Annotated in this window: 24 protein-coding genes; 9 read left to right on the top strand and 15 right to left on the bottom strand. The window is 60.2% G+C overall.

Going from position 1 to position 24,338, the window contains the following annotated elements; translation table 11 throughout:
- Positions 1-84 precede the first annotated feature (84 nt).
- Positions 85-1,575, bottom strand: coding sequence for a leucyl aminopeptidase (locus QMB98_RS02860; RefSeq protein ID WP_371684140.1), 1,491 nt, complete (start codon positions 1,573-1,575; stop codon positions 85-87).
- Between the two features lie 26 nt (positions 1,576-1,601).
- Between QMB98_RS02860 and QMB98_RS02855 the strand changes: the two genes are divergently transcribed.
- A complete protein-coding gene (locus tag QMB98_RS02855) occupies positions 1,602-2,039 on the top strand; it encodes a hypothetical protein (protein WP_371684139.1) in 438 nt (145 codons plus the stop codon).
- A gap of 250 nt (positions 2,040-2,289) precedes the next feature.
- Complete coding sequence (locus QMB98_RS02850; protein WP_371684138.1) at positions 2,290-3,306, top strand: quinone-dependent dihydroorotate dehydrogenase; 1,017 nt, start codon at positions 2,290-2,292, stop codon at positions 3,304-3,306.
- Positions 3,307-3,624: 318 nt separating this feature from the next.
- On the opposite strand, the gene QMB98_RS02845 is transcribed toward QMB98_RS02850, so the two are convergent.
- Both QMB98_RS02845 and QMB98_RS02840 read right to left on the bottom strand, forming a co-directional pair.
- Positions 3,625-4,647, bottom strand: a complete 1,023-nt coding sequence (locus tag QMB98_RS02845) for an aldo/keto reductase family protein (protein ID WP_371684137.1) — start codon at positions 4,645-4,647, stop codon at positions 3,625-3,627.
- 248 nt (positions 4,648-4,895) lie between these two features.
- Positions 4,896-5,477 (bottom strand): DUF3043 domain-containing protein, encoded by a 582-nt coding sequence (locus QMB98_RS02840; RefSeq protein WP_371684136.1) that lies wholly within the window; start codon positions 5,475-5,477, stop codon positions 4,896-4,898.
- A 37-nt stretch (positions 5,478-5,514) separates the two neighbouring features.
- On the opposite strand from QMB98_RS02840, the gene QMB98_RS02835 reads away from it, so the two are divergent.
- From QMB98_RS02835 to QMB98_RS02805, 7 genes are all read left to right on the top strand, one after another.
- Entirely contained in the window at positions 5,515-6,870 is a 1,356-nt protein-coding gene (locus QMB98_RS02835) for a dipeptidase (RefSeq protein ID WP_371684135.1), read from the top strand.
- Positions 6,867-7,826, top strand: a complete 960-nt coding sequence (locus QMB98_RS02830) for a glycerate kinase (RefSeq protein ID WP_371684134.1) — start codon at positions 6,867-6,869, stop codon at positions 7,824-7,826. Before QMB98_RS02835 ends, QMB98_RS02830 begins: the two co-directional genes overlap by 4 nt.
- 115 nt (positions 7,827-7,941) lie before the next feature.
- Entirely contained in the window at positions 7,942-8,286 is a 345-nt protein-coding gene (locus tag QMB98_RS02825) for a HesB/IscA family protein (RefSeq protein WP_371684133.1), read from the top strand.
- A 5-nt stretch (positions 8,287-8,291) separates the two neighbouring features.
- On the top strand, positions 8,292-9,296 hold the full coding sequence (locus QMB98_RS02820; protein ID WP_371684132.1) for an FKBP-type peptidyl-prolyl cis-trans isomerase: 1,005 nt from the start codon (positions 8,292-8,294) through the stop codon (positions 9,294-9,296).
- Between the two features lie 221 nt (positions 9,297-9,517).
- Positions 9,518-10,405, top strand: coding sequence for a cytochrome c oxidase subunit II (coxB, locus tag QMB98_RS02815; protein ID WP_371684131.1), 888 nt, complete (start codon positions 9,518-9,520; stop codon positions 10,403-10,405).
- Positions 10,392-12,113 carry a cytochrome c oxidase subunit I gene (ctaD, locus tag QMB98_RS02810; protein ID WP_371684129.1) on the top strand — a complete coding sequence of 574 codons (1,722 nt, stop codon included), beginning with the start codon at positions 10,392-10,394 and terminating at the stop codon, positions 12,111-12,113. Before coxB ends, ctaD begins: the two co-directional genes overlap by 14 nt.
- On the top strand, positions 12,110-12,541 hold the full coding sequence (locus tag QMB98_RS02805) for a cytochrome c oxidase subunit 4 (RefSeq protein WP_371684128.1): 432 nt from the start codon (positions 12,110-12,112) through the stop codon (positions 12,539-12,541). The genes ctaD and QMB98_RS02805 overlap by 4 nt, the downstream gene beginning before the upstream one ends.
- 476 nt (positions 12,542-13,017) lie before the next feature.
- Here the strand turns inward: QMB98_RS02805 and QMB98_RS02800 are convergent, their stop codons facing one another.
- The 12 genes from QMB98_RS02800 to QMB98_RS02745 all read right to left on the bottom strand — a co-directional run bounded on the left by QMB98_RS02800 (position 13,018) and on the right by QMB98_RS02745 (position 24,105).
- Complete coding sequence (locus QMB98_RS02800; protein ID WP_371684127.1) at positions 13,018-13,395, bottom strand: hypothetical protein; 378 nt, start codon at positions 13,393-13,395, stop codon at positions 13,018-13,020.
- Between the two features lie 14 nt (positions 13,396-13,409).
- Positions 13,410-13,664, bottom strand: a complete 255-nt coding sequence (locus QMB98_RS02795; RefSeq protein WP_371684126.1) for a hypothetical protein — start codon at positions 13,662-13,664, stop codon at positions 13,410-13,412.
- Between the two features lie 363 nt (positions 13,665-14,027).
- Entirely contained in the window at positions 14,028-14,822 is a 795-nt protein-coding gene (locus QMB98_RS02790) for a hypothetical protein (protein ID WP_371684125.1), read from the bottom strand.
- Positions 14,823-15,121: 299 nt separating this feature from the next.
- Positions 15,122-15,409, bottom strand: a complete 288-nt coding sequence (locus tag QMB98_RS02785) for a hypothetical protein (protein ID WP_371684124.1) — start codon at positions 15,407-15,409, stop codon at positions 15,122-15,124.
- Positions 15,410-15,819: 410 nt separating this feature from the next.
- Positions 15,820-16,371 (bottom strand): hypothetical protein, encoded by a 552-nt coding sequence (locus QMB98_RS02780; RefSeq protein ID WP_371684123.1) that lies wholly within the window; start codon positions 16,369-16,371, stop codon positions 15,820-15,822.
- Positions 16,372-16,493: 122 nt separating this feature from the next.
- Positions 16,494-17,063, bottom strand: coding sequence for a hypothetical protein (locus QMB98_RS02775; RefSeq protein ID WP_371684122.1), 570 nt, complete (start codon positions 17,061-17,063; stop codon positions 16,494-16,496).
- Positions 17,064-17,318: 255 nt separating this feature from the next.
- Positions 17,319-18,680, bottom strand: coding sequence for a hypothetical protein (locus QMB98_RS02770; protein ID WP_371684121.1), 1,362 nt, complete (start codon positions 18,678-18,680; stop codon positions 17,319-17,321).
- Between the two features lie 581 nt (positions 18,681-19,261).
- The gene (locus QMB98_RS02765; RefSeq protein WP_371684120.1) at positions 19,262-19,876 is read right to left on the bottom strand and encodes a superoxide dismutase; all 615 of its coding nucleotides are present in this window, start codon (positions 19,874-19,876) and stop codon (positions 19,262-19,264) included.
- Positions 19,877-19,981: 105 nt separating this feature from the next.
- Positions 19,982-21,670, bottom strand: a complete 1,689-nt coding sequence (locus tag QMB98_RS02760) for a cytochrome bc complex cytochrome b subunit (protein ID WP_371684119.1) — start codon at positions 21,668-21,670, stop codon at positions 19,982-19,984.
- On the bottom strand, positions 21,667-22,698 hold the full coding sequence (locus tag QMB98_RS02755; RefSeq protein WP_371684118.1) for a Rieske 2Fe-2S domain-containing protein: 1,032 nt from the start codon (positions 22,696-22,698) through the stop codon (positions 21,667-21,669). Before QMB98_RS02755 ends, QMB98_RS02760 begins: the two co-directional genes overlap by 4 nt.
- Entirely contained in the window at positions 22,695-23,480 is a 786-nt protein-coding gene (locus QMB98_RS02750) for a cytochrome c (protein ID WP_371684117.1), read from the bottom strand. Before QMB98_RS02750 ends, QMB98_RS02755 begins: the two co-directional genes overlap by 4 nt.
- A gap of 52 nt (positions 23,481-23,532) precedes the next feature.
- The gene (locus QMB98_RS02745; RefSeq protein WP_371684116.1) at positions 23,533-24,105 is read right to left on the bottom strand and encodes a heme-copper oxidase subunit III; all 573 of its coding nucleotides are present in this window, start codon (positions 24,103-24,105) and stop codon (positions 23,533-23,535) included.
- Positions 24,106-24,338 lie beyond the last annotated feature (233 nt).

Here is a 24,338-nt window from a genome sequence, read left to right as displayed (position 1 = left end):
CAGGTCTAACTAGCTCGAGCCATGCCAACCTCAAGGCCAAGCTGGTTCAAAGATTGTCTGCTTGAAGCGAGCTCGCCACCTTACTTACTTGGCGTCGGTTGTGTGCGCGGTTGCCCAGGAGAGCAGGGTCTGCACTGCCACGCCGGTGCCGCCCTTGGGGGTGGAGCCGAACGGGCCGTCCTCGTTGAACGAGGGACCAGCGATGTCCAGGTGTGCCCACGGGGTCTCGCCAACGTACTCGGCGAGGAAGAGGCCAGCGGTCAGCATGCCGCCTCCACGACCACCTGAGTTCTTGGTGTCGGCAATGTCAGAGTCGAGGCCCTTCTTCAGGTGGGCGGGCAGCGGCATCGGCCACATGTCCTCACCGGTGAGCTCGGCTGATTCGATGATCTCGTTGCGAACATCGTCGGTGCCCATGACACCGGTGATGCGGGAACCGAGGGCAACGATCTGAGCACCGGTCAGGGTGGCGATGTCGATGACGGCATCCGGCTTCTCTTCCACGGCGCGAGCAAGACCGTCACCGAGGACGAGGCGGCCCTCAGCATCGGTGTTGTTGACCTCGACGGTGCGGCCCGAGTACATGGTGAGCACATCGCCGGGGCGGGTTGCGGTACTGGAGGGCAGGTTCTCCGCCATGCAGAGCCAGCCAACAAGGTTGACCTTGAGGCCAAGACGGGAGGCAGCGTACACCGTTTCCAGCACGGTAGCCGCGCCGGTCATGTCGGTCTTCATGGTTTCCATGGACTTCGCGGGCTTGATGGAGAGGCCACCGGAGTCGAAGGTGATGCCCTTACCAACGAGAGCGAGGGTGTCGGTTGCGCCCTTCGCCTTGTACTCGAAACGAACGAGACGGGGTGGGTTCACGGAACCCTGACCAACGCCAAGGATGCCTCCGAAGCCGTCCTGCTCCAGCTGGTTCTCATCCCACACGCGAACGCTCAGGTTGCGATCGGTCTTTGCGTAGGCCTCGGCCACCTCCGCCATCGTGACCGGAGTGAGGTCCGCGGCGGGAATGTTCACGTGGTCGCGAACCTTGTTCACTGCCTCGGCAACAATGCTGGCCTCGGTGGCGAGAGCCTCAAGCTCAGCCTTCTTTAGCTTGCTCGGGGCCGTGACGGTGATGGTCTCCGGGGGAGCGGTCTGCACCTTGTAGTCCTCGAAGGTGTAGGCGCCGAGTAGAGCACCGAGACCGGACTGGTAGATCGACTCCGGATCATCGAACGGAACCGCCAGGGCCACGTGTGAAACGCCCGACAGTCCGCGCACTGCGGCACCAAATGCCTCGCGCAGGTCAATCGACTCCAGTTTGTCCTGGTTCTTGCCGGTACCGACGAAGGCCACGGTGTCGGCAGCAATGTCGGAAGGCGCGGGAATGCGCGTCAGGGCATCGGTCTTACCCGACACTCCAATCTTCGGCAGGACCTCATCGAGTCCGGCCGCCACCTTCTTCGGGAGCGAATCGGCCAGGATGTGAACGCCATTGTCGCCGGTGATAACGGGCACGACTAGGACGTTGGCAGTAGTTTTATCTGGGGCTTGTTGAATAAAGTTCAGTTCAGACACGTATATCATCATAGCTGGGTAATGAAGGAGGTCGAGTGGAAAAGAACTCGCCATCGCACGAACTGTCGGACAGTCGGCGCACCGCGCACGGCACAGCTCGCCTACTGCTACTCTTCATTGCCGCAGCCTCCCTGGTGTTCGCTTGGCTCGGAGTCGTCGGAGCCACCACCGCATTCATGGAAGATCGCCCGGGCACGGCCGTGCTGACGCTCATTGCCGCGATCACCTGGATCGCGATGAGCGCTGGACTTCTCCACAACGGCCGCCGTATGAGAAGGGTGGCGTGGATCAGCGCATTGATCAACGTCGTCATGCCCCTCATCGGAATCTTCGTGTCCCTGCCGCTCGACAAGTGGAGCCCATGGCGCGACGGTGGCCTCGCCTACTGGTACGTGCCGACCGTGCTCGCGGTTGTCGCGATGGTGTGGCTCTACAACTCCTCTCCCGCCCGCCTCGCCCAGCAGAACGGCTAGCGGGCAACCGGCCCGGAGATTCTCTTCTTCGCTTGTCTCTTCTTCACCCTCGAGCGTTCTCGCTCTCACACTTTTTCGCTCTCATACTTTCTCGCTCTCATGCCTTTTCGTTCTCACGCTTTCTTCTTCTCTGAGTCTTTCCTCCTCTCGAGGGGAGGCTCTTTCTTCAGGGGGCACGGCGTCCTGGATGTGAGCTGGTCGCGGTGAGAAAGGAAGGCCCTACCTGCGGGATCGCGGCTAGACTGTAGTGGTGTTCTACCGACTACTTTTCGACAATGTCCTGACCAAGATTGATCCTGAGCAGGCACACCACGAGTCAATCGAGGCCATCTCGCTCGCGGGTAAGTCACCTCTTGCTCCTCTCATGAGGGCGAGCTTTGGGCGAGGCCGCAAGCCCGGCCACTCGACGGCGTTTGGTCGTCAGCTCCCGGGTGTTGTGGGTCTTGCTGCCGGCATGGACAAGAACGCCGTGGCGATCGAGGGTCTTGATGCTCTCGGATTCGGCTTCATCGAGATCGGTACCGTCACCCCCGAACCGCAACCGGGCAACGAACAGCCCCGCATGTGGCGCCACCTCGAAGATCGCGCCCTGCGCAACGCCATGGGCTTCAATAACGACGGCTCCGAGGTCGTGGCAAAGAGGCTGAAGGACCTGCGTTCGACCAAGCGTGGACGCTCCATCGTCGTCGGCGTCAACATCGGCAAGAACAAGTGGACCACGGAGGAGGATGCGGCAGGCGACTACCGCATCGCGGCCAGCAGGCTCGCTCCCTACGTCGACTACCTCGTCATCAACGTGTCCTCTCCCAACACCCCGGGACTGCGCGACCTTCAAACGAAGGAAGCGCTCTCACCCATCATCGACGCCACCCGCGAAGCGGCAAACAAGGCCGCCAAGAGGCACGTTCCGTTGCTCATCAAGATCGCTCCCGATCTGTCTCCTGAGGGGATCGATGACATGGCGGGGCTGGTGCTCGAGAAGGATCTTGACGGCATCGTTGCCACCAACACGACCATCGACCACGAGTACAACCGCGGTGGAGTCTCGGGTGCACCCCTGACGGAACGGAGCCTCACGATCGTGAGGCGACTGCGTGACCAGCTCCCGGTCGACAAGGTCATCATCGGCGTCGGCGGCATCACCACCATCGATGACGTCCAGGCCATGCTCGGATCCGGAGCAGATCTCGTTCAGATCTACTCCTCGTTCGTCTACGAGGGTCCCAGCCTCCCCGGTAAGCTCAACCGCGCCAACGCCCACATCTGACCCTCAGTTCAGTAGCGCAAGTGAACCGCCATCCACCAACGCAAGTGGATCCCAGTTCGCCGGCGCTGTTGAGTCGTAGTTCGCCAGCACAATAGCTTCACAACGTGACGGAAGGGCTCTCCTATGGAGAGCCCTTCAGCGCATCTTTGTATTCTATGATCCGGATGCACTAATTCACCCGGATGCCCTCAACCTAAACCCCTTGATGAAGACAGTGCTCCCCGAGACAAGTACTGAGTATCAGCCTTTTTCTCGGGGAGCAGTGTCGTTTTCAGGTGTTCGATCAGCGAGTGCTAATTGGACGCACCGGTGAGGTTGTTACCGCTTGATCTCGGGACGCTCGTGGGGTGCGTTCTCCCAGGTGAGCCTCGGGTCATCGATGATGACGTCCTCGAGGACGCGATCGATCTTGTACAGGAGTTCGTCGGGGACCGTGATGTCAGCTGCGACGACGTTCTCTGCGATCTGCTCGGGGCGGGTGGCACCGATGATCGCGGAGGTGACGTTGTCGTTCTGGAGGACCCAGGCGAGAGCAAGCTGAGCCTGGGTGATGCCCAGTTCGTCGGCAATCGGCTTGAGATTTGCGACCGCACGCAGAATCTCGTCCGAGAGGAAACGCTGGATGGTGCGTGCGCCACCCTTGGCGTCGGTTGCGCGGCTGCCTGCGGGCGGCTCTTCGCCGACCTTGTATTTGCCGGACAGGACGCCCTGAGCCATGGGGGAGAAGACGATCTGGTTAATCCCGCACTGCTCCGACATGGGGATGACCTCGGGCTCGATCACGCGGTACAGCATGTTGTACTGAGGCTGGTTCGAGATGACCTGGAAGCCCAGCTCCTTGGAGAAGTCGTGGGCGTACTTGATCTGCTCAGCGGTCCACTCGGACACGCCAATGTAGAGAGCCTTGCCGGCGCGGACCACATCGGCAAAAGCCTGCATTGTCTCCTCAATGGGAGTTTCAACGTCGTAGCGGTGTGCCTGGTAGACATCGACGTAGTCGGTTCCGAGCCTGCGCAGGGAGTTATCGATCGAGGTCATGATGTGCTTACGCGACAGGCCAGCATCGTTGTGACGCCTGCGTCCCGTCGGCCAGTACACCTTCGTGAGGATCTCGATATCGTCACGATTCTCGCCAGCGAGTGCACGACCGAGGACCGACTCTGCGGCGCCGTTCGCGTACACATCAGCCGTGTCGAAGGAGGTGATGCCGTGATCGAGGGCGGCGTGCACGCAAGCCGTTGCGGCGTCCTCCTCGACCTGGCTTCCGTGAGTGAGCCAGTTTCCGTAAATGAGATTGGAGACCTTGAGTCCCGAATTACCAAGAAATTCGTAGTTAACCACGGCTCGAGTCTAGTCCCGTACCTGGCAACCTGCCCAACCGATGCTGTGCTTTCTCCGAGTGTCGTTGTGCCCAGCGGCACGCTCGGGTGGGGAGAACTGGAGAACGCCGAGGTCAGATGGACGACGGCTAACCGCAGGCACGGGCTAAAGCCGAGAATGAACAAGGGGAGCGCCTGGTACAAACAAGAGGGCACTGCGACCGGATCGGTCACAGTGCCCTTGAAGTTAGATTCTGTCGGTCGCCGGGTCTACTTGGCGCCAGCGGGCCACTCGCCACGTTCCACCATGGGGATGGGGCGGCGCCACCGGCGCGGGTAGAAGGTGCGGCCGAACATCTGCCAGCGAAGTCCGCGGGGGATCCGCTCCTCACCGAACTTCTCGACTGCCTTCTTGCGGAGCTTGCGAGTCGCCAAGAACGAGTCGACGAGCATGAGTGCCATGAGTGCGTACAGCACGATCATGGTGATGAGGGCTGCCTGGGCGTTGATCGTCTGAAGGAAGACGAGCAGGAGAACTGCGAATGCCAGGAAGAAGAAGTACGAGGCAAGGTTGAAACGAGCGTCAATGTAGTCGCGTGCCCAACGGCGGACCGGTCCCTTGTGGGTGTAGGGCAGGTGTGCCTCATCGCCGGTCTTCATGGCGAGCTGCTCCTGCTGGAACTCGATGTCGCGCTGTGCGCGGGCGGCCTTCTTCGCGGCCTTGCGGTCCTTGGGAACCAGGGGTCGCCTGTTGGCGGCCTCAGCCTCCTTACGCTTGGGAGTGGGCCTGCCTTTGCCAACGGGCACCGTGTTGATGACCTCTGGCTTATCCGATTCCTGTTCCTTGCTCACGTGCCAATCCTAACGTGGAACGAGTAGGGTTTGAAACATGACAGATCTCGCCTCCTTTACTGCCGCAGTCGACGATGTGCTACCCGTCGTGCGTGCAGAACTTGAATCCCTCGTTAGAATCCCCTCGGTGTCCTCCCCGGCATTCGACCAGAGCGAACTGGATCGATCCGCGGCGCGTGTGACCGAGATCCTTCAGGGATGCGGCATCACCGATATTGAAACCATCAAGCTGGAAACCCCGAACGGAACGGGTCGTCCCGCGATCCTTGCGCACAAGCAGGGTCCCGAGGGAGCCCCCACGGTCCTTCTTTACGCGCATCACGACGTGCAGCCCCCGGGGGAACGCGACACGTGGGACACGGAACCGTTCGAACCGACGGAGGTCGATGGTCGCCTGTATGGTCGCGGCACCGCCGACGACAAGGCGGGAGTCCTGCTCCACGCTGGTGCGCTTCGCGTGCTCGAGCAGCTGGGCGGTCTGCCCGTGTCGGTCACTCTCTTCATCGAGGGTGAGGAGGAGATTGGTTCGCCCACGTTTGTTAACTTCCTGAACACCTACAAGGATCGACTTGAGGCAGACGTCATTGTTGTGGCGGACTCGAACAACTGGACCGTTGACGTTCCCTCACTCACCACCTCCCTGCGCGGCATCGTTGGCCTCGATGTCACAGTTGATGTGCTCGACCACGCCCTTCACTCGGGCATGTACGGCGGCCCCATGCTCGATGCCGTCACCGTTGCCTCCAGGCTCATTGCGACCCTGCACGACGAGAACGGCTCCGTTGCCGTGGCGGGCCTCGCCGGATACGACGATACTCAGGCCGACTATCCTGAAGAACAGCTCCGCCAGGACATGGGGATCCTCGATGGCGTGGAACTGACCGGTACCGGCTCCATCGCATCCCGCCTCTGGACCCAGCCCGCGCTGTCGGTGATTGGCATGGACGTGACGTCGGTTGAGAAGTCCTCCAACACGATGATTCCGTCCTGCCGCTTCCAGCTGTCGCTCCGCATTGCGCCCGGGCAGGAACCCGCCGATGCGTTTGAGGCACTGAAAAAGCACCTCGAAGAGCACGTGCCGTTCGGTGCGCGACTCACCTTCGGTGCCGGCGAACTCGGCCCCGCCTTCCAAGCCGTCAACAACGACGTCATGGACATCGCACGCGACTCTCTGCGAGATGCGTGGGGCTCCGAACCCGTCGACATCGGCGTGGGTGGCTCCATTCCCTTTATCTCCGACCTCTCGAAGGTCTTCCCCGAGGCCAAGATCCTCGTGACCGGCATTGAGGATCCCGATACTCGTGCCCACTCCGGCAACGAGTCACTCGATCTGGGAGTGTTCCGCAACGCGATCCTCGCCGAGGCGCTCCTACTCTCAAGGCTAGGTCAGTGAGGGTCCTTCTCACCGCAACGAGGATCGAGACCGCACCGGCGGGAGTTGCCCTTGAGGCGGCCCTCCCCGCGTGGCGGGAGCGTGCCGAGGTCAAGGCCGTACCCATGAGTGACGGTGAGGGCGATCTGTGTGACGTCCTTGCCGAACTCCGAGGCGGCGAACTCGGTGTCGTTGACGCTGGGGGAGTGCCCGTCCCGGTCCTCACCCAGGGGTATCGCTGGACGATTGACGCGTCCCACTCGTGGGGTGAGGATTCCTCCACCCTCGGTCACGTGCTGGCTTCCGTCCTTGCCGAGAAGCCCTCGAGCATCACCATCAACCTGCCGTGTAGGGTACATCCCGACCTTGGTCGGGGCATGCTCGATGCGCTTGATGTTGATGATGCTTCGGGACTCGCGGAGCTGCTCGCGGGCACCGATGTCCTCGTGACGTCCTCATCCGAGCAGCCACTCCTTGGCGTCAATGGCTTGCCGCGCTGGCTCGACCGGCGCGGGCTCCTTAGCCCGCTCGAGGCTCAGGAACTGGAACGTCACCTTGGCGCGAACCTGCCGAGTCCGGTCAGGCGGTCACTGCTGAGTGGCGGACTCGATGCGAGAAGCCCGACCAGCGGCATCGGCGGAGGCGTTGGCCTGCTCTTCGAGGCGGTGGGGGCGCGTTTCGCGTGGGCCGGTGACCTCGTTGCGCGGAAACTGTCCGGCGAGATTGAGCGCTCCGACCTTGTGGTGTTTGTTACGGGCGAAATCGGCCTTGACCTGCCGAGATCCCTGTTCGTTCTTGCTCAGGTTGCTGAGGAGCACGCGATCCCCGTTCTCGTCGTGTACGGCTCCGGCCGCCTACAACGGCACGAACTCGCGCGCTTCGGGCTGTCCGGTTCCTATTCGTACGAACCGGACGGCGGGGACATCTCTGGATTGCGACACGCCATGGCCACAATCGCCCAAACCTGGGCACGGTAAAAAACGGTGAAATTTGGTAACGCATCCAGCAAGGTTCCAGGAGGGTCCTTGGAAAGCCTGGGAGATGGACGTAATCTTGTACTAGCCTTCTGGCTAAAGTTTTAAGGAGAAACTCATGACTGAAACACTCGCAGTCCACGGTGTAGAACTCACTGATGTCGCAGCGAACAAGGTTCGTAGCCTGCTCGCCCAAGAAGGTCGTGACGACCTGCGCCTCCGCGTAGCAGTCCAGCCGGGCGGATGTTCTGGCCTCATGTACCAGCTGTACTTCGATGAGCGCGAGCTCGATGGCGACCTCGTCCGTGACTTCGACGGCGTTGGTGTCGTTGTCGACCAGATGTCATCCCCGTACCTCGATGGTGCAACCATCGATTTCGCTGACACCATTGAGCGTCAGGGCTTCACCATCGACAACCCGAACGCCACGGGTTCCTGCGCTTGCGGCGACTCCTTCCACTGATGCGAGTGAAGCGACAGTTCGTCGCGCTCGCCGCAGTAGCGAGCCTGGTACTTGCAGGATGTTCTTCGAACGACGACGAGCAGTCGACCACCGGAGAAGAAACGATCGCCACCGAGGATGTGACAACCCCCGAGGAAGGCACAACCGAGGAGGAGACCACCCCGGCCGAGGTTGAGCCGCTGATCTCCGATGAGGGGATGCCGACCATCGTTGAAGAGGACGGTCTGAAGTTCCTCGAGTTCGAGGCCGCCACGGAACCGGATCAGCTCCAGGTCTCCGTCGTGGAAGAGGGAGATGGCCGCGAGATCACTCGCGACGACTTCGTCTTTGTCGACTACTCGGGCATGGTCTGGGGGAGCGACACGACGTTCGACTCGTCCTACGAGCGCGGCCAGGAAACAGCCTTCCCGCTGAGCGGTGTCGTTCAGGGTTGGCGCGATGGTCTTGCCGGCCAGAAGATCGGCTCCACCGTCATCATCTCCGTTCCCGCGGATCTTGGTTACGGCCCCATGGGTGGTAACGAGACCGCCGGCATCGGTGAGTCCGACACGATCGTCTTCATTGTCGAAATCCACGACGCCATCTCCGATGACGAGGTGGGCGACCCCGAGGCAACAGAAGTCACTCCGCTGGATGAGCTCCCCGTCGACATCGAGGGAGGGCTTGGCGAACTGTCGACCGTCACCGTCAAGGACGGCGCCGACGAACCCGAGGAGCTCGAGTCCATCGTCGTGGCAGAGTCCGATGGTGAAGAGGTTGGCGGACCCGGCTCGGTCGTGTACTTCCAGTATTCGGCAGCCACGTGGGAAAACTCGCAGACAGAGGCATCGATCGATTTCGGTGGTGTGCAGAACACCACAATCGGTGCCGGATCAGCCTTTGACGTTCTCGAAGGCGTTCCGGTTGGTTCGAGGGTCCTGATCCTCGTTCCCGGTGATGAAGAAGCGCCCGCCATGGCCGCTCTCGTCGATGTTGTCGCGCAGATCCCGGCCGTCGAGGACTCCGAGTAGGGCCCCGGAAACAAGAGAGCCGAAGAGTAATTCTCTCAGAAACATTTCCCCGCACCATTTCGGTGCGGGGAAATGTCCGTATTTACAAGAAACACGTACGGTTTCGCCCTTTCAATGGCACTCAATCCTGAAAAAACTATGTACAGTAGAGTCTTAGGACGATAGTCCCTATCTCTGCCCAGGATTCGCGGAGTGGGAAACGTGAAGGAAGGTACACTACCGTGCGTGAAACACAGCAACGGCGTAGGGGATTGGCCCGCTTCGGTGCGCTCCTCGGTGTCGTAGCACTGGCCGCCGGCTGTTCGACGGATCATTCTCCGAGCGAACCCGGTAAGGGCATCGATGTTGGATTCCTCCCCTCGACAAGGGGAATGACTGACAGGACCAGTCAGTTGATCGACCTGTGGAATGGCGCATGGTTTGCTGCCATCGCGGTCGGCGTTCTGGTCTGGGTGCTGGTCCTGTGGTGCGTGATCGCCTACCGCAAGCGTAAGAACGACAACGCGCTCCCCGTGCAGCTTCGCTATCACGTTCCGCTCGAGATTCTCTACACGATCGTTCCGATCATCATGGTCGGCGTTCTCTTCGTGTTCTCCACCCGCGCTACGGCAGAGATGAACGACGTGTCCGCAGAACCCGACGTCGAGATCGAGGTTTACGGCAAGCAGTGGAGCTGGGACTTCAACTACACCTCGGATGACGTGTACTTCTCCGGTGACCGCATATCCTTCAACGACGGTGAGGTTGGCGCTGAGGAGACGCTCCCGACCCTGTACCTCCCGGTCGACGAGACGGTCGAGTTTACCGTGAAGTCGCGCGACGTGATCCACTCCTTCTGGATCCCCGCCTTCCTGTACAAGATCGACATGATCCCCGGCCGCGTCAACACCTTCCAGGTCACGCCCCACGAAGAGGGCGTCTACTCCGGTAAGTGTGCAGAGCTGTGCGGCGAGTACCACGCAGAAATGGTCTTTAACGTCGCGGTCGTTGACCGTGAAACCTACGATGCTGAGATGGAAAAGCTCCGCGAGGCCGGCAACACCGGAACCCGTGGCGATGAGTACAACAGGCAGTACGCACTAGAGGGAGCAGATAATGGCGACCACTGACGTCGATCAAGCAATCGTCGAGGGAGAGTTCGTTCCGGGCCTCAAGCCCAAGAAGCAGTCCCTCGGTAAGGTGTTCATTTCGTGGATCACCTCGACCGATCACAAGACGATCGGTTACATGTACTTCATTACCGCGTTCGCGTTCTTCCTGATCGGTGGCGTTCTCGCCCTCGTCATCAGGGCCGAGCTGTGGGAACCCGGTATGCTGCTCCAGTCGAAGGAACAGTACAACCAGTTCTTCACGATGCACGGAACAATCATGCTGTTCCTGTTCGCAACCCCGATGTTCACCGCATTCGGTAACGTACTTGTCCCGATTCAGATCGGCGCCCCCGATGTGGCCTTCCCGCGCCTGAACATGTTCGGTTACTGGCTGTTCCTCTTCGGTGGCCTCATCACGATCGCTGGCTTCCTCACCCCGAAGGGTGCCGCCTCGTTCGGATGGACCGCGTACGTGCCACTATCGTCGAACGCGTTCTCGCCGGGCCTGGGTGGTGACCTGTGGATCATGGGTCTCGCCATGACCGGCTTCGGCACGATCTTCGGTGCCGTCAACTTCATTGCGACCATCATTACGATGCGCGCACCGGGCATGACCATGTTCCGCATGCCGATCCTCACCTGGACGATTCTCGTGACCTCGCTGCTGGTCCTCATGGCCTTCCCAGTCCTCGCGGCCGCCCTGTTTGGCCTCGCCTTCGACCGCATCCTGGGCGGTCAGATCTACAACCCCGAGGCCGGTGGCGCGCTCCTGTGGCAGCACCTCTTCTGGTTCTTTGGGCACCCCGAGGTCTACGTTCTCGCCCTGCCGTTCTTCGGCATCATTTCCGAGATCATCCCCGTCTTCTCCCGCAAGCCGATCTTCGGCTACAAGGGCCTCATCTACGCGACCATCGCGATTGCAGCTCTGTCCGTGACCGTGTGGGCGCACCACATGTTCACGACCGGTGGCGTCATGCTGAGCTTCTTCTCCCTGCTTACGATGGCGATTTCGGTCCCGACTGGCGTGAAGTTCTTCAACTGGATCGGCACGATGTGGCGAGGAAAACTCTCGTTTGAAACGCCGATGCTGTGGGCAATCGGCTTCCTCCTGACCTTCGTTCTCGGCGGTGTCACGGGCGTCATCCTGTCCTCCCCGGCTATGGACTTCCACATCCACGACACCTACTTCGTGGTTGCGCACTTCCACTACGTCCTCTTCGGCACGGTCGTGTTCGCCATGTACGCGGGCTTCTACTTCTGGTGGCCCAAGTTCACTGGTCGCAGGCTCAACGAGAGGCTGGGCAAGATTCACTTCTGGCTAACCTTCATTGGCTTCCACCTGACCTTCATGATTCAGCACTGGCTTGGTGTTCAGGGCATGCAACGTCGTATTCCGGACTACATGCCAGAGGATGGCTTCCAGACCTACAACCAGATCTCCACGGTCGGTGCTGCGGTCCTCGCCATCTCCACCCTCGTGTTCCTGTGGAACGTGCTCAAGACCCACACCGGTCCGAAGCCCGCTCCGCTCCCGGACGATCCGTGGGGTTACGGCGGCTCCCTCGAGTGGGCAACCGCAACGCCCTTCCCGGCACACAACTTCACGTCGCTGCCGCGGATCCGTTCCGAGCGTCCCGCCTTCGACCTCCATCATCCCGAGGTCGCGGCCATGGACCGCATCGAACCCGAACCAGTATCGGCATCTAGCGTGGAGGAAAAGAAGTGACGCAGAATCAGACTAAGGAACGTCGCGGACTCGTCAGCGAGACTGGGCTCTTCCTCTTTCCCGGCATCTTCTTCTGGATCGTTGCGGTCGCATACGCGCTCGTCGCCGATGCAGAACCCATCGGAACGATGGTCTTTGTGGGACTTGGCTTCATGTTCTTCTTCGTCTCCGGATTCCTCTGGCTGACATCCCGTCGCGTCGACTTCCGTCCCTCGGACAACGAGGAAGGCAACATCGATGAGGCTGAGGGCGAGTACGGCGAGTTCAACTCGTCCTCGTGGTGGCCCCTCGTCGTCGGCGTTGCTTCGGCCCTCGTCGCCGCAGGTTTCGCAGTTGGCTGGTGGATGTTCGGCCTCGGCCTGGTCGTCTCCGCCATCGGAGCCGTCGGATATGCCCTCGAGAACAACCGTGGACACTACTCTCACTAAGGCGTAGCAGCTACTCACGAATGCCCCGACTCGGTCGGGGCATTCGACTATCCAGGCACAAGTGATCAACGCCCGCCGCATACTCCGCCGTCGCGTCGCATCGCCCTCAGATACCAATCCGGTGGGTGCACGGATCCTCGGGCACTCAGGGGCCCTAGAGCGGCCACTCAGAGGACCCAGAGCGGCCCTTTGAGGAACGAGGCAACGGCCACTGAACGTCCCTGACAATTCCCGTGACCTCCTGGTGGGTCATGAGGATCCTTGCGACCGTAGCGGACTGCGGAACCCGATGTGCAAGACCTGCGCGCGACCTGCTGAATGTGCCCGTGAGAGTAGGGGACCGAAAGACTAAGGGTCGGGTATGGGGTGACAAATCAACGCATGCGCTGTCTCAGCATCATCGCGATCAGCGCGGTTGAGACAGCGCTGACGAATGCGGAAGGGGGAAGCAGATCGTCTGCTTCCCCCTTCACTGCTTACTGGTCTCTGTCGTCGTAGACCTCTCTGCGGCAATCTCGGGCTCTGAAGACAATGATCTCGAAGTCGTTGTCGTGGAGCTTGCCAAGGTTGTCCGCATGGGCGACGACGTCCCTTCCGCGGGCCGTGATGCGGTTGTAGGTCCCGTTCGTTAGGCACATGTCGTAGAACTGGTTCTCGGCGTCTGTGGCATCACTGGGGCGAATGAGGCGATCATCGTAGTCCAGCTGGTCCAGAAGAGCCTCACGGTACTCGGATTGACTGACTTCGTTGGCAGTCACACCGGTGATAAAGAAGAGGTTGATGCCGACAATGGAGACAAGAAGAGCCGCGGCAACCTGATAGATGCCGCGGTTCTTAGATTGTGTTGCTGTCACGTCCCTCGTTTCAGTTAACTATCGTGATGCTTCGGCCGTCCCTCAGCGTGATCGCGGTAGTTCTTCTGATCATATTCTCCATGACCATCGGTGTCATGAGAGTCCTCTGTTTGATCAGTGTACGGCTTCTGATCGTATTCTCCGCCGTGGCCCACAGCGGGCTCGTGGGTAGGCTGGGATTCGAAATCGGGATCCTCAGCGTGCGGTGACAGCGGGTTGTAAGGCGCGTTGTCCTTGACGTTCTCGTGATCGTGATTCTTCTCGGACATGGTGTCCTCCTTACCTGGATGGGGTGCCTAACACACTACACCGGGGCGGCTGATAATGCTCTAGATAAACCGAACAAATCGGTACTTCTCGACGGTCCTTACAGGCAACATTCAGATTAAGTTAACAATGTTTACAGTCTTGGGTTCATCGGTCGTTGCGAGGCGGTGAACCCCACGGAATAGTAGCCGCACGGCGCCACGAAGGGAGCTGGTGTTGGTCGTGGTGGTTCAAGGTGTAGTAGGTTCAGCAGGCGCAGAAGCACGTGCCCGAGCAGTCTCTGGGGCAATGAGGTAAGGGGTTGGGCGGCAGCTTCCGCTACCGCCCAACCCCATGTCAGTCTTCGTTCGTTCTCATTCAGTTGATCAGCCGATTCCGGCGTCCGCGCCACACTGGATTGCGATGTCGGAAATCTCGTTCACGGAGTGCTCGTCATAGACGTCAACACCGTTAGAGATGGACTCGATGGCGTCGGGGGCGAGTCGCTGGAGGGACTCATCGGTGATGCAGTTGAGGTAGCTGTCCCACTGGTCGGAGGTGATTCCAGCCTGGGCGGCGGTTTCCTCGGTCAGGCCACTTGCTGCGAGGATGTCCTCCATGCCCTGACGGAACTGGGCGGGGTCACCATTTGGGTCGCCGTAGGTTTCTTCACCGTTGGTCTCATCGTCGGTCAAGCCACCGTCGGTCGTAATGTCGTCCTCTGGATCGGTCGTGAATATGTCGTCTTCGGGAGTGGTGTTCTCCTCGGAATCGGTCGTCGTGTCGCCACCCTCGGTGGTCTCTTCGATTGTCGTCTGATCCTCGTCAGCGTCGGTCTCGTCGTCGCCAGCAAAGAAGAAGAAGTAAACTGCCGCGCCAATCGCGAGAAGAGCAACGACGATGCCGCCGATGATCAGTGCGGTCTTGGAGCCGCCACCGCCCTGAGGGGGCTGACCGTAGGGCGGCTGACCGCCGTAACCCTGCTGATCGTACTGGGGCTGTCCGTACGGAGCCTGGCTGTACTGGCCCTGGTCGTAGCCACCCTGCTGGTAGCCCGCATGGGAGCCGGAGGGAGCCGACGGGGGCTGGTTCCAGTTGCCCTGACCGTCGTGGGGACCATCCGGCAAGACTTTGGCGGAGTTGATCGCCTTCGCAGTTGCCCTGACCGTCGTGGGGACCATAGTTCTGATTGTTATTCCCAGTTGTCATTTTCATCTACCTTTGTTCGAACTGGCCCGTGGCCGGTCCGAAGCTAGTCGGAGTTCCGTTACGCATATCAACCTAACACCGGCAGAATCCGCGAGTACAGCTCCTTGGAGGGGTGTAATCCCCAAGGACTCACCAATGCCTCATTGCCTCAATTTTCCTACGGTTTCGTGGAAAGACCCATGCTCAACCTCGATGGTTTTAGGAGCGGTTGGAGGTGCGTGAAAGCTGGTTTTGATTCAGGGCTAGTCAGCAGGCGGGGGAGCAGCCTCGATCACCATATGCCCTGGTAGCAGCCGGTGTCGTAGTCGACAAGGATGCTCAACTGGTCATGGGGAAGCGGCAGTTCAGAATCTCCCGAGGCGATGATCTCGAGAGACTCAGTCGTCATATTGTCGTAGATTCCATCGACCACGCACTCGTAGTACGCGTCAATATCGAAACCTTCCGGGTAGACGGGAGTTTCGAGACCGTAGGTATCGTCCGCGTATCGCTCGATAAGGACCTGCTCGTAACCATCACGAACCTCGTCACGGCTGGGTTTACCGTCCCCTCGGCCCAAGACGAGCCAGAGTACGACACCCAGGACAGTAACCGCTACGACAGCGATGATGATCCACAGCCACGCCTTGGACTGTGTAGGTTGCTGGTAGCCGTCGTAGCCCTGGTAGTAGTTTGCCCCTGGTGGAGATTGCCGTACGGCTGGTCAGGGGTACCGTCCGGCTGGGCGTAGGGAGCGCCCGAGTAAGACTGTTGCGGGGAGGTGTGCTGGAAGCCTCTCTGATTGGGGTAGCCCTGCTGGAACTGAGAATTGTTCCAGTCCTCGTTGTTTCCCGAAGTCATCGCGGTTTGCCTCTCAATCAGGGTGAGTGGTCGGATCAATGTGGTGCGTGTGGTCGTTTTTCAACACGTGGTGCTGCGGTGATTGAGCTTTCCTCGGGTTGTACGTATGAGGAGCGCTATGGTGGAGGTTTAGAGTTGCAGGTTCGAGCAATGGATGGTTGAGGTCTTGAGGAGCCCTGCGTCTTCTTCGGACATGGTTGCCTCAGCATCGGCAGTGGCAATGATGGTGAGACCATCGACCGAAATGGTCTCCATGATGCGAACGGCGACACAGGAGTAGTACTCATCGAAGTCGAAATTGGCGGGGTAACTCACTTCCTCGGTGGAGAGCCCAAGCCCCTCGGTTTGCATCTGGAGGAGGCCTGCGCGGCCGTTCTCGACTTCTTCCTGGCTAGGTCGACCGTCGCTTGAATCCTCGTCGCTCGCGCCGATGAGGAGACCTACGACAATTCCGATGACAGAAAACATGATCAAGAGGGCAACGACGACAATGAGGAGCCCGTGCCTAACCCTGTTTGGTGAAGCTCCGTTGCCCTGCCGGGGAGGCTCCCTGTCGTAACGTCGTGGCTCCGGTGCCCGCTCGGAGCGTCCACCCCGCCACGGCTTGTCCCGATCACCGCCAAGGAACGGAGAGCTCCCGTAGCCCTGATAGTTGTCGTGGTTCTGCCAGTTCGACGTCATGCCGCCTACCTTGTGGTTGTGACACCTGATATAGACATTAGGGTATTGAAACCCAGTGGAGCGGGTGAACGTGCGTGGGAGTGGCGTTCGTGGACGAACCTGCCAATCCCAGATTGCACAATCTAGGAGAGCTGGTCCGTTGCGCACTGATTGCTGACGGTCGTCATGAGGGTTGCATCCTTGTCCGGAACGGGAACCGTGGGATCGCCGGCGGCGATCAGTCTCAGGCTCTCATCCGAGGCATCATCGTAAAGACCGTCGACGATGCAGTCGTAGTACTCATCGAGGCTGAAGGATGAGCGGAAACCATAGTCCTCGGGAATTGTACCGCTACTCTCAAACTGCTTGGTGAGGAGCTCCTCGAGCCCTTCGCGAACCTCCGCACGACTCGGCCTGCCATCGCCTCCCTGGTCGTCGTCACTGCCGAGGAAGAACCACAGGCCCGGGCCGCCAGCAACGAGGGTGACGATGGCGACGAGAACGATCCAGATGGTGGAGTTGGACTTCTTTGGCGGCACGCCGTAGCCGTAGTCACCCGGATAGGGCTGCTGATAGGTGGGGGACTGGTAGCTGTACGGGTCTTGATGAGCGTAGGGGTCGCGGTTCGCGTATGGCGGCTGACTGCCATTCTGCGCGTAGCCGACCTGCCCGGCGTTGCCCGCATAGCCTTGCCAATGCTGTCTTGAATTCATGATGCCTTCCCTTTCATCACGAAGCTCGCAGAGAGAGCTTGATTGACAACCTAACAGCCTGAAAATGAAAGGGAAGTGCCGCTCGTGGGGTTTGGTACCCCAAGCACGAGAGGCATGATAAAACCGTTGAAACACCAGAGAAAGCGCCTATCGAGGCTTCCTGAGGACCTGTCCCCAACAGCTACGAGAGGCGTTCTTCCGTCACGGAGTGACTCCGGAACGAATCGGTACGAAAGACTGCTGAACTAATTTTCTCTAGTCGGGAAGGCACTGGGCGAAGACCGCGCTCATCTCCTGCTGTTCCGACGGCGAAACATCGAAGTCGTGTTCCTCGATCTTCTCAATGAGAGAGTCAGGGAACTCGTCACGGCCGGTCTCGACAACGCAGTCGAACCAGGCGTTGTACTCCTCCTCCGTCATGATGCCCTCCGCCGAGGCCGAAGCGGCAGTGACTTCGGATTCCTCAAACATCGTTTTCATGCCATCACGGAACTTGTCCTCACCGCCAAGTGCGAAGAAGAGAATCACTGCGACCACGAGAACGAGCGCAACGACCCCGAGACCGATCCACAGTCCTTTCTTGCTCTTCTGAGGCTGGGAGTATCCGCCACCGTAGCCACGCTGACCATAGGGTGCCTGCCCCATAGCAGGCTGGGCTCCCTGATCCCGGTAAGGCTGATAACTGGAGCCCGGTCCCTGTACGTAACTAGCCCTGTTCCCGGGATGTTGTCCCTGCCCGCCCTGCGCGAATGCTTGCTGACCGTAGCCCACCTGGTTCGACGAAACGGATGGCTGATGGGCAAAGTGGTCCTGATCGCTCTGCTGGTACTGGGCCCGACCCGAGCCTTGAGGCTTGCCTGAACCCAGAGGCTGGTTCAAGCCCTGAGGCGCAGTGGACGGTTGCCTGTCCTGTGTCGTGGGGCTTCCCTGTGGTGTGACGCTTGCCTGATTGGCGGAAGCCGTATGAGATCCTTGATCGAACCGGTGTTGCTCGGGAGCACCATCGGCCCTCTCCTGCGGACCGGGATCCGGCTCAGTGGGACGAGGAGGCACGTGATTGACCGCCTGTGCCGGGTTGTCCTGCTCTGCGGGCTCCTGCGGCTTAGAGTCTTCTGCGGTGTTCTGTTCAGCCGTACCTTGTTCTGCACTGTCATCCTCGTCAAGGGATCCGAGAGAAGCGAAGGCGGATTCCTCCGAGCTATGAGCGGACGGTGCGGACTCCGCGGTCGAGTTCGACTCCGCGGCAGGCGACGGTGCTGAAAACGGGGATTCGAATGGGGGAGAGGAGATGGGTGCGACGAGAGTTGGTGGGTACTGCTCAGCCTCATGCTGCGGGGAGGCGACGTGTGGAGAGAAGTCCTCGTCCACGTCACGAGGAGACGTGTTTTGGGTTTCCTGAGGAGCGCGGAACTGTTGCCCACCACGAGGAGCATTCCACGCGGCGTCTGCCTGCGGCTGCTGGGTTTGGAAGGACGGGTTGAAGCCTTGTGGACCCGGGACCGGATTCTGCTGCTGGTGAGGAGGGACCTGTTGCTGGCCACCCTGCTGAAACTGTCCCGGGTCCCGTGGCTGGTGACCGGGATTTTGTGGGTACTGACCGTAGCCCTGGTGGTTCATCTGCCCATGAGATTGCTGGCTGTACTGACCCTGGTTTGGTTGCCCGGAAGCCTGAGGGTGCTGACCCGAGAATTGCGATTGCGTACCAGGAGCCCACTGGTGCGGTCCCGGTGCCTGGGGATTCTGTTCTGGAGGAGAGCACTGACCCTGAAGTTGTCGGTTCTGCCCGGCTGCCTGCTGGTAGGGCTGTGGCGGAAACGGTTGCCCCGGATGGGGCTGGCCCTGGTAGCCCTGCTGCCACTGCCATGTAGGAGGGGCTTGATGACCGGGATCCGGGTAGGGTAGCCCCGGTGCGGGCACGGATCCATTCTCGGGCGCTGAAGGGGCGGTCATGGGCGCGGGATCGGCGGGAGGCAGCTGCCGAGGATCTCGGCCTTCGCCGTTGCGTGGTGGAACGTGTCCGTCAGTCATGGTGCCCTTCCGGGTCGCTACTTATGGTCCGACGGACCCATATTCGGGCCCTCGGTGCGTGGTGGGTATCCGTTATGGCCAGGGTAGTGGCCGATGGTGTTGTGGGTCCACGCGAACACAAAAAATGCGGGTGGTAAGCATCAGCTCACCACCCGCACAGAAGAAGATAACTACTTCACGATGACGGTCTTCTTGGCGTCCTGGAGACGTGCAGCGACGTCTTCCCAGTTGACGAGGTTCCAGAATGCCTTCACGTAGTCAGCCTTGACGTTGAGGTAGTCGAGGTAGAAAGCGTGCTCCCACATGTCGAGCATGAGGACGGGGAGGGTGCCAACGGGAACGTTGTTTGCCTGATCGTAGAGCTGGAAGGTGGTGAGCTTGCCAGCGACAGTGTCGTAGGCAAGGACGGACCAGCCGGAGCCCTGGATGCCGGTGGCAACAGCGGTGAACTGCTTGACGAAGCCCTCGAACGAACCGAATGCGTCCTTGATGGCCTCGAGCAGCTCGCCCTCGGGCTCACCGCCGCCGTTGGGGGAGAGGTTCTTCCAGAAGATGGAGTGGTTGGTGTGACCACCAAGGTTGAAGGTCAGGTCCCTCTGGTACTGGTTGAGTGCACCGAAGTCACCGGCTTCCTGAGCGGCAGCGATCTTCTCGAGAGCGGTGTTAGCGCCGGTCACGTAGGCGTTGTGGTGCTTGCTGTGGTGCAGCTCCATGATCTTGCCGGAGATGTGCGGCTCAAGAGCAGCGTAATCGTAGGGAAGTTCGGGCAGTGTGTAGTGTGCCATTTGTAATTCCTCCATGTTTGCCCGGGATGACAAGTGCCGGGACGTCTGTGTTACTAGTCTCGCTGAAGAGCGGGCTTGCTGCTAGCAAACCCGCTCTTGGCGAAATTATGAACCGATTTCGTCGGTGGGACGCTCGAGCTGTGCGACGGATGTCGACGGCTTGCCGTCCTCAAGGTGATGGTGCGAAGCCTGAGCTGCCTTCAGCTCACTCTTCGTCACCGGCTCGACACGATCCTCGAAGAAGAAGCGGGAGACCTTTGAGCGCCTCTTGAGCTTCTTGTAGTCGGAACGCGTGTGGCCGTCGGCGTCGTTGGGGGAGCCGTGCTCGATCGGGCGGTAGACATCGTGCTGGACGAGGGTCCACAGCTCGTACTCGTCGAGGGGACGGTGCACCGAGTGGAACGCACCATCGGCGGTCTGGACGACGCGGCCCGTGGACCGTCCGTGCATGGCCAGCTCGCGATCGCGGCGCTGGAGCGACAGGCAGACGCGCTTGACGATCCAGAACGTGATGAACGGGGCGATGAGGAGTAGGATCCGCAGGGTCCACGTGATGCCGTTGAGCGACAGGTGGAAGTGCGTTGCCATGATGTCGTTCGAGCCCGCGAGAACGAGGATGAAGAACTCGACAATGAGGATGTAGCCGATCGCGGTGCGGACGGGGACGTTGCGGGGGCGATCCAGGATGTGGTGCTCGCGCTTGTCGCCAGTCACCCAGGCCTCGATGAACGGGTACATGGCCAGCGCACCGAAGAGAATGCCGGGGATGACAAGACCGGGGATCAGGATGTTCAAGGAGAACGTGAACCCGAGCCACTCGAACTCCCAGCCCGGCATGAGACGAAGTGCGCCCTCCATGAAGAGCATGTACCAGTCAGGCTGCGCACCAGCCGAGACGGGGGACGGGTCGTATCCGCCGTAGTTCCACACGTTGTTGATCGATAGCGTCGCACCGAGCAGGGCAATGAAGCCGAACACGATGAAGAAGAAGCCACCGGCCTTCGCTGCGTAAACCGGGAAGACAGGGAAGCCAACGACGTTGTCTTCCTTGCGGCCGGGGCCGGGGTACTGGGTGTGCTTGTGAACAACCACCATGAGCAGGTGGAGGCCCACGAGCGCAAGGATGAGGCCGGGAACAACAAGGATGTGAAGCGTGAAGAGCCTCGGGATGATGTCGGTTCCGGGGAACTCGCCACCGAACAGCGCAAACGACGCCCACGAACCAACGATTGGTATCGACTTCGCGACACCGTCGGCGATTCTCAGGCCGTTACCGGAGAGCACGTCGTCGGGCAGCGAGTAGCCGGTGAAGCCGGCGAGCAGGCCGAGGATGAGGAGCGAGAAGCCAACGAGCCAGTTGAGCTCACGAGGCTTGCGGAACGCACCGGTGAAGAAGATGCGGAACATGTGGGCCACGATGGAGGCCATGAACAGCAGAGCCGCCCAGTGGTGCATCTGCCTGATCAGCAAACCACCCTTAACCTCGAAGGAAATCTTCAGGGTCGATGCATAGGCTTCAGTCACCTGATTGCCCTGCTCCGTCACAGGAAGAGCATCCAGCGGGTACGTGGTCGTCGCCATCGACGGAACGAAGAACATGGCGAGGAAGATACCCGTGAGGATCAGGGTGATGAACGAGTAGAGCGCGATCTCACCGAGCAGGAAGGACCAGTGGTCGGGGAACAGCTTACGAGCAAATCCCTTGACAAGACCGGACAGACCAACGCGCTCATCAACGTAGTTGAGGGCGCCGCCAGACTGCTTCGGCTTCTGTGAATACTTTGGAGTGGTCACTTCTTACGCTCCCAGTAGCTCGGTCCAACAGGCTCGGGGAAGTCACCTTCCGCGACAAGGTAGCCCTCTTCGTCAACGGTGATCGGCAGCTGGGGAAGCGGACGCTTCGCGGGACCGAAGACCACCTTCGCACCGTCGGACACATCGAAGGTCGACTGGTGGCAGGGGCAGAGCAGGTGGTGGGTCTGCTGCTCGTACAGAGCAACGGGGCAACCCACATGAGTACAGATCTTCGAGAACGCGACAATGCCGTCGAGGGAGTTCTCGGGGTGCTTGAGATCGGCCTCGTCGAGACGGATGAGCAGCACAACGGCCTTCGCCTTCTCGTCTGCGTAGCCTTCCTCGTGCGAAAGATCGTTGAGTCCCTCGGGGATCACGTGGAACACGGAACCGATGGTGACGTCGTCCTTCTTGATGGGACGGGACATGTCGTGCGGACCGTCCGTCATCAGGCGCGTACCGGTGCCCCACATGGTCTTCTTCAGCTTGCCGATGTTCCAACCATCTTCCTCACCCAAGTTCGCAACGAGGGGAACAAGGAAGGGGAGCGGAACGAGGGCGAGAGCGCCACCGAGTGCCGCGGTGATGAAGGGGCGGCGGGCCACGCCCGAATCGGCGATGCCCTGACGCATGATCGCCACGGCCTCAGCCTGCGCGTCGGGGGAGGTGCGGGAGGTGTGACGCTCCTCGACCATCTCCTCGTCGTTCATGAGCGCCTTGGCCCAGTAGATGGCGGCGAAGCCGATACCACCGAAGCCGATGGCCATGCCCAGACCCAGGATGAGGTTGCCGAGGCGAATGTTGCCCAGGGTCGTGTAGTCGGGAAGCACGAAGAAAAGCACGACTGCCGCGATGGAGGCGAGTGCCGACAGGCTGAACACGCCGGTGACGATCGCGGAGTCCAGCTTCTTCAGGCCGGGCTTGGAGTCGTTCTTGCGAGGCTTGTGCGGGGGCAGACCTGGGTTCTCAAACCTCTCCTCGGGGTCGTTGCTGACCGTCGACCCGTACGGCTGAATCTCGTTGCTCAAGACTTCTTCGCTCCAATCCACACGGCGATGAGGCAGAGTCCGCCAATGCCGATAACCCAAATCCACATGCCTTCAACAACGGGGCCGACAGAACCCAGGTTGTTGCCACCAACGGACTCGGCGTCCTGCTGGTGAATGACATAGGAAATAATGTCCTGCTTACCCTCGGGGGTAATGTTCGCGTCGTTGAAGACAGGCATCGACTGCGGACCCGTCACCATGGCCTCGTAGATCTCGGTCGGAGTTGAGTCCATGAGCGAGGGAGCGACCTTACCTTCGGACAGCGCGCCACCGGCGCCAACGGCGTTGTGGCACATCGAGCAGTTGGTACGGAAGAGCTCCATGCCGGAAGCGGGGTCGCCCTGGGTGGGATCAACCATGTCGGCGGAGGGGATCGAGGGGCCGGGGCCGAGGGTCGCAACGTACGCTGCGACGTCGTAAATCTGTTCCTCTGAGAACTGAGCGGGCTTCACTTCAGCCTGGGGCGAGTTGTTGGCCATCGGCATGCGACCGGTGATCATCTGGAAGTGCACGGAGGCGGCGCCTACACCGGTGAGTGACGGTGCAATGTCGGTGCCCGCACCATCCGGCCCGTGGCAGGATGCGCAGTTCGCCTCAAAGATGAATTCGCCCTCTTGGACGTTGGCTTCGGATGATCCCTGGGTAGCGGTTGCGCCCTGGGGTGCAACCAGTGAGTAGATTCCGGCCGTAAAGAACAGGGCAAGTAACAGAAGAACGACCGGTGCGTACCGGCTTCTTCTTGCTAGGGCTGTGATCTTCACGATGATGGCCTCGCTTCTTCAAAGTTGGGGTTGAGTCGGGTAAGAGTAATCATCACTTGAGAACGTAAATGATGAAGAAGAGTGCAATCCAGATGACGTCAACGAAGTGCCAGTAGTAGGACGTCACGACCGCGGTCGACGCCTCACGGTGGCCAAACTTCTTGGTGATCTGGGTCCTCCAGATGATGAGGAGGAACGCGACGAGGCCACCGGTGACGTGCAGTGCGTGGAAGCCGGTCGTAATGTAGAACACCGATCCGTAGCTGGAGCTGGACACGGTCACGCCGTGGGCAACAAGCTCGGAGTATTCGAAGATCTGAAGGCTGACGAAGATCGCGCCCAGGATGAAGCTGAGCAGGTACCACTCGGTCATGCCCCACTTGTTCACCTGGAAGATCGAGCCTTGGCAGCGGGCAATGAGCTTCTCTGCCTTCCACACGCCAAGCTGACAGGTGATGGACGAAATCATCAGGATTGCTGTGTTGACTGCAGCGAACGGTACGTTCAACACGTCCGCGGCTTCGCTCCACGCAGCGCTTCCAGCGACGGAACGGTGCGTGAAGTACATGGCGAACAGTCCGGCGAAGAACATGACCTCGCTAGACAGCCAGACAATGATGCCCACTGACAGGACATTTGGACGCGTAACGTGTGGCGCACGATTGGCAGCCGAAGATGCTGTACTCACAGTCGTCATTATGTCTTAAAAACTCCTGAACATGTGCATTTCCTGGGATGAAAGTCCCATATCGGCGTGAAATGTCCCAATAGTGACGCGCATTTCACGCCGTACCGTGGCAATTCTCCACCAAATGAGTCCTACACCATAGTCGGGGCGAAAGGTGGGCGAGTTGCACA

Source organism: Flaviflexus sp. (genome assembly GCF_041440645.1).
GTDB lineage: Bacteria > Actinomycetota > Actinomycetes > Actinomycetales > Actinomycetaceae > Flaviflexus.
This window is presented reverse-complemented; position numbering and strand designations above follow the sequence as displayed.

Coding starts and splice junctions, on each gene's coding strand:
- QMB98_RS02835 (WP_371684135.1), top strand. CDS start 5,515: ATGACAGATCTCGCCTCCTTTACTGCCGCAGTCGACGATGTGCTACCC.
- QMB98_RS02790 (WP_371684125.1), bottom strand. CDS start 14,822: ATGGTCCCCACGACGGTCAGGGCAACTGCGAAGGCGATCAACTCCGCC.
- QMB98_RS02770 (WP_371684121.1), bottom strand. CDS start 18,680: ATGAACCACCAGGGCTACGGTCAGTACCCACAAAATCCCGGTCACCAG.
- QMB98_RS02860 (WP_371684140.1), bottom strand. CDS start 1,575: ATGATATACGTGTCTGAACTGAACTTTATTCAACAAGCCCCAGATAAA.
- QMB98_RS02825 (WP_371684133.1), top strand. CDS start 7,942: ATGACTGAAACACTCGCAGTCCACGGTGTAGAACTCACTGATGTCGCA.
- QMB98_RS02765 (WP_371684120.1), bottom strand. CDS start 19,876: ATGGCACACTACACACTGCCCGAACTTCCCTACGATTACGCTGCTCTT.
- QMB98_RS02780 (WP_371684123.1), bottom strand. CDS start 16,371: ATGACGTCGAACTGGCAGAACCACGACAACTATCAGGGCTACGGGAGC.
- ctaD (WP_371684129.1), top strand. CDS start 10,392: ATGGCGACCACTGACGTCGATCAAGCAATCGTCGAGGGAGAGTTCGTT.
- QMB98_RS02775 (WP_371684122.1), bottom strand. CDS start 17,063: ATGAATTCAAGACAGCATTGGCAAGGCTATGCGGGCAACGCCGGGCAG.
- QMB98_RS02795 (WP_371684126.1), bottom strand. CDS start 13,664: ATGTCCGAGAAGAATCACGATCACGAGAACGTCAAGGACAACGCGCCT.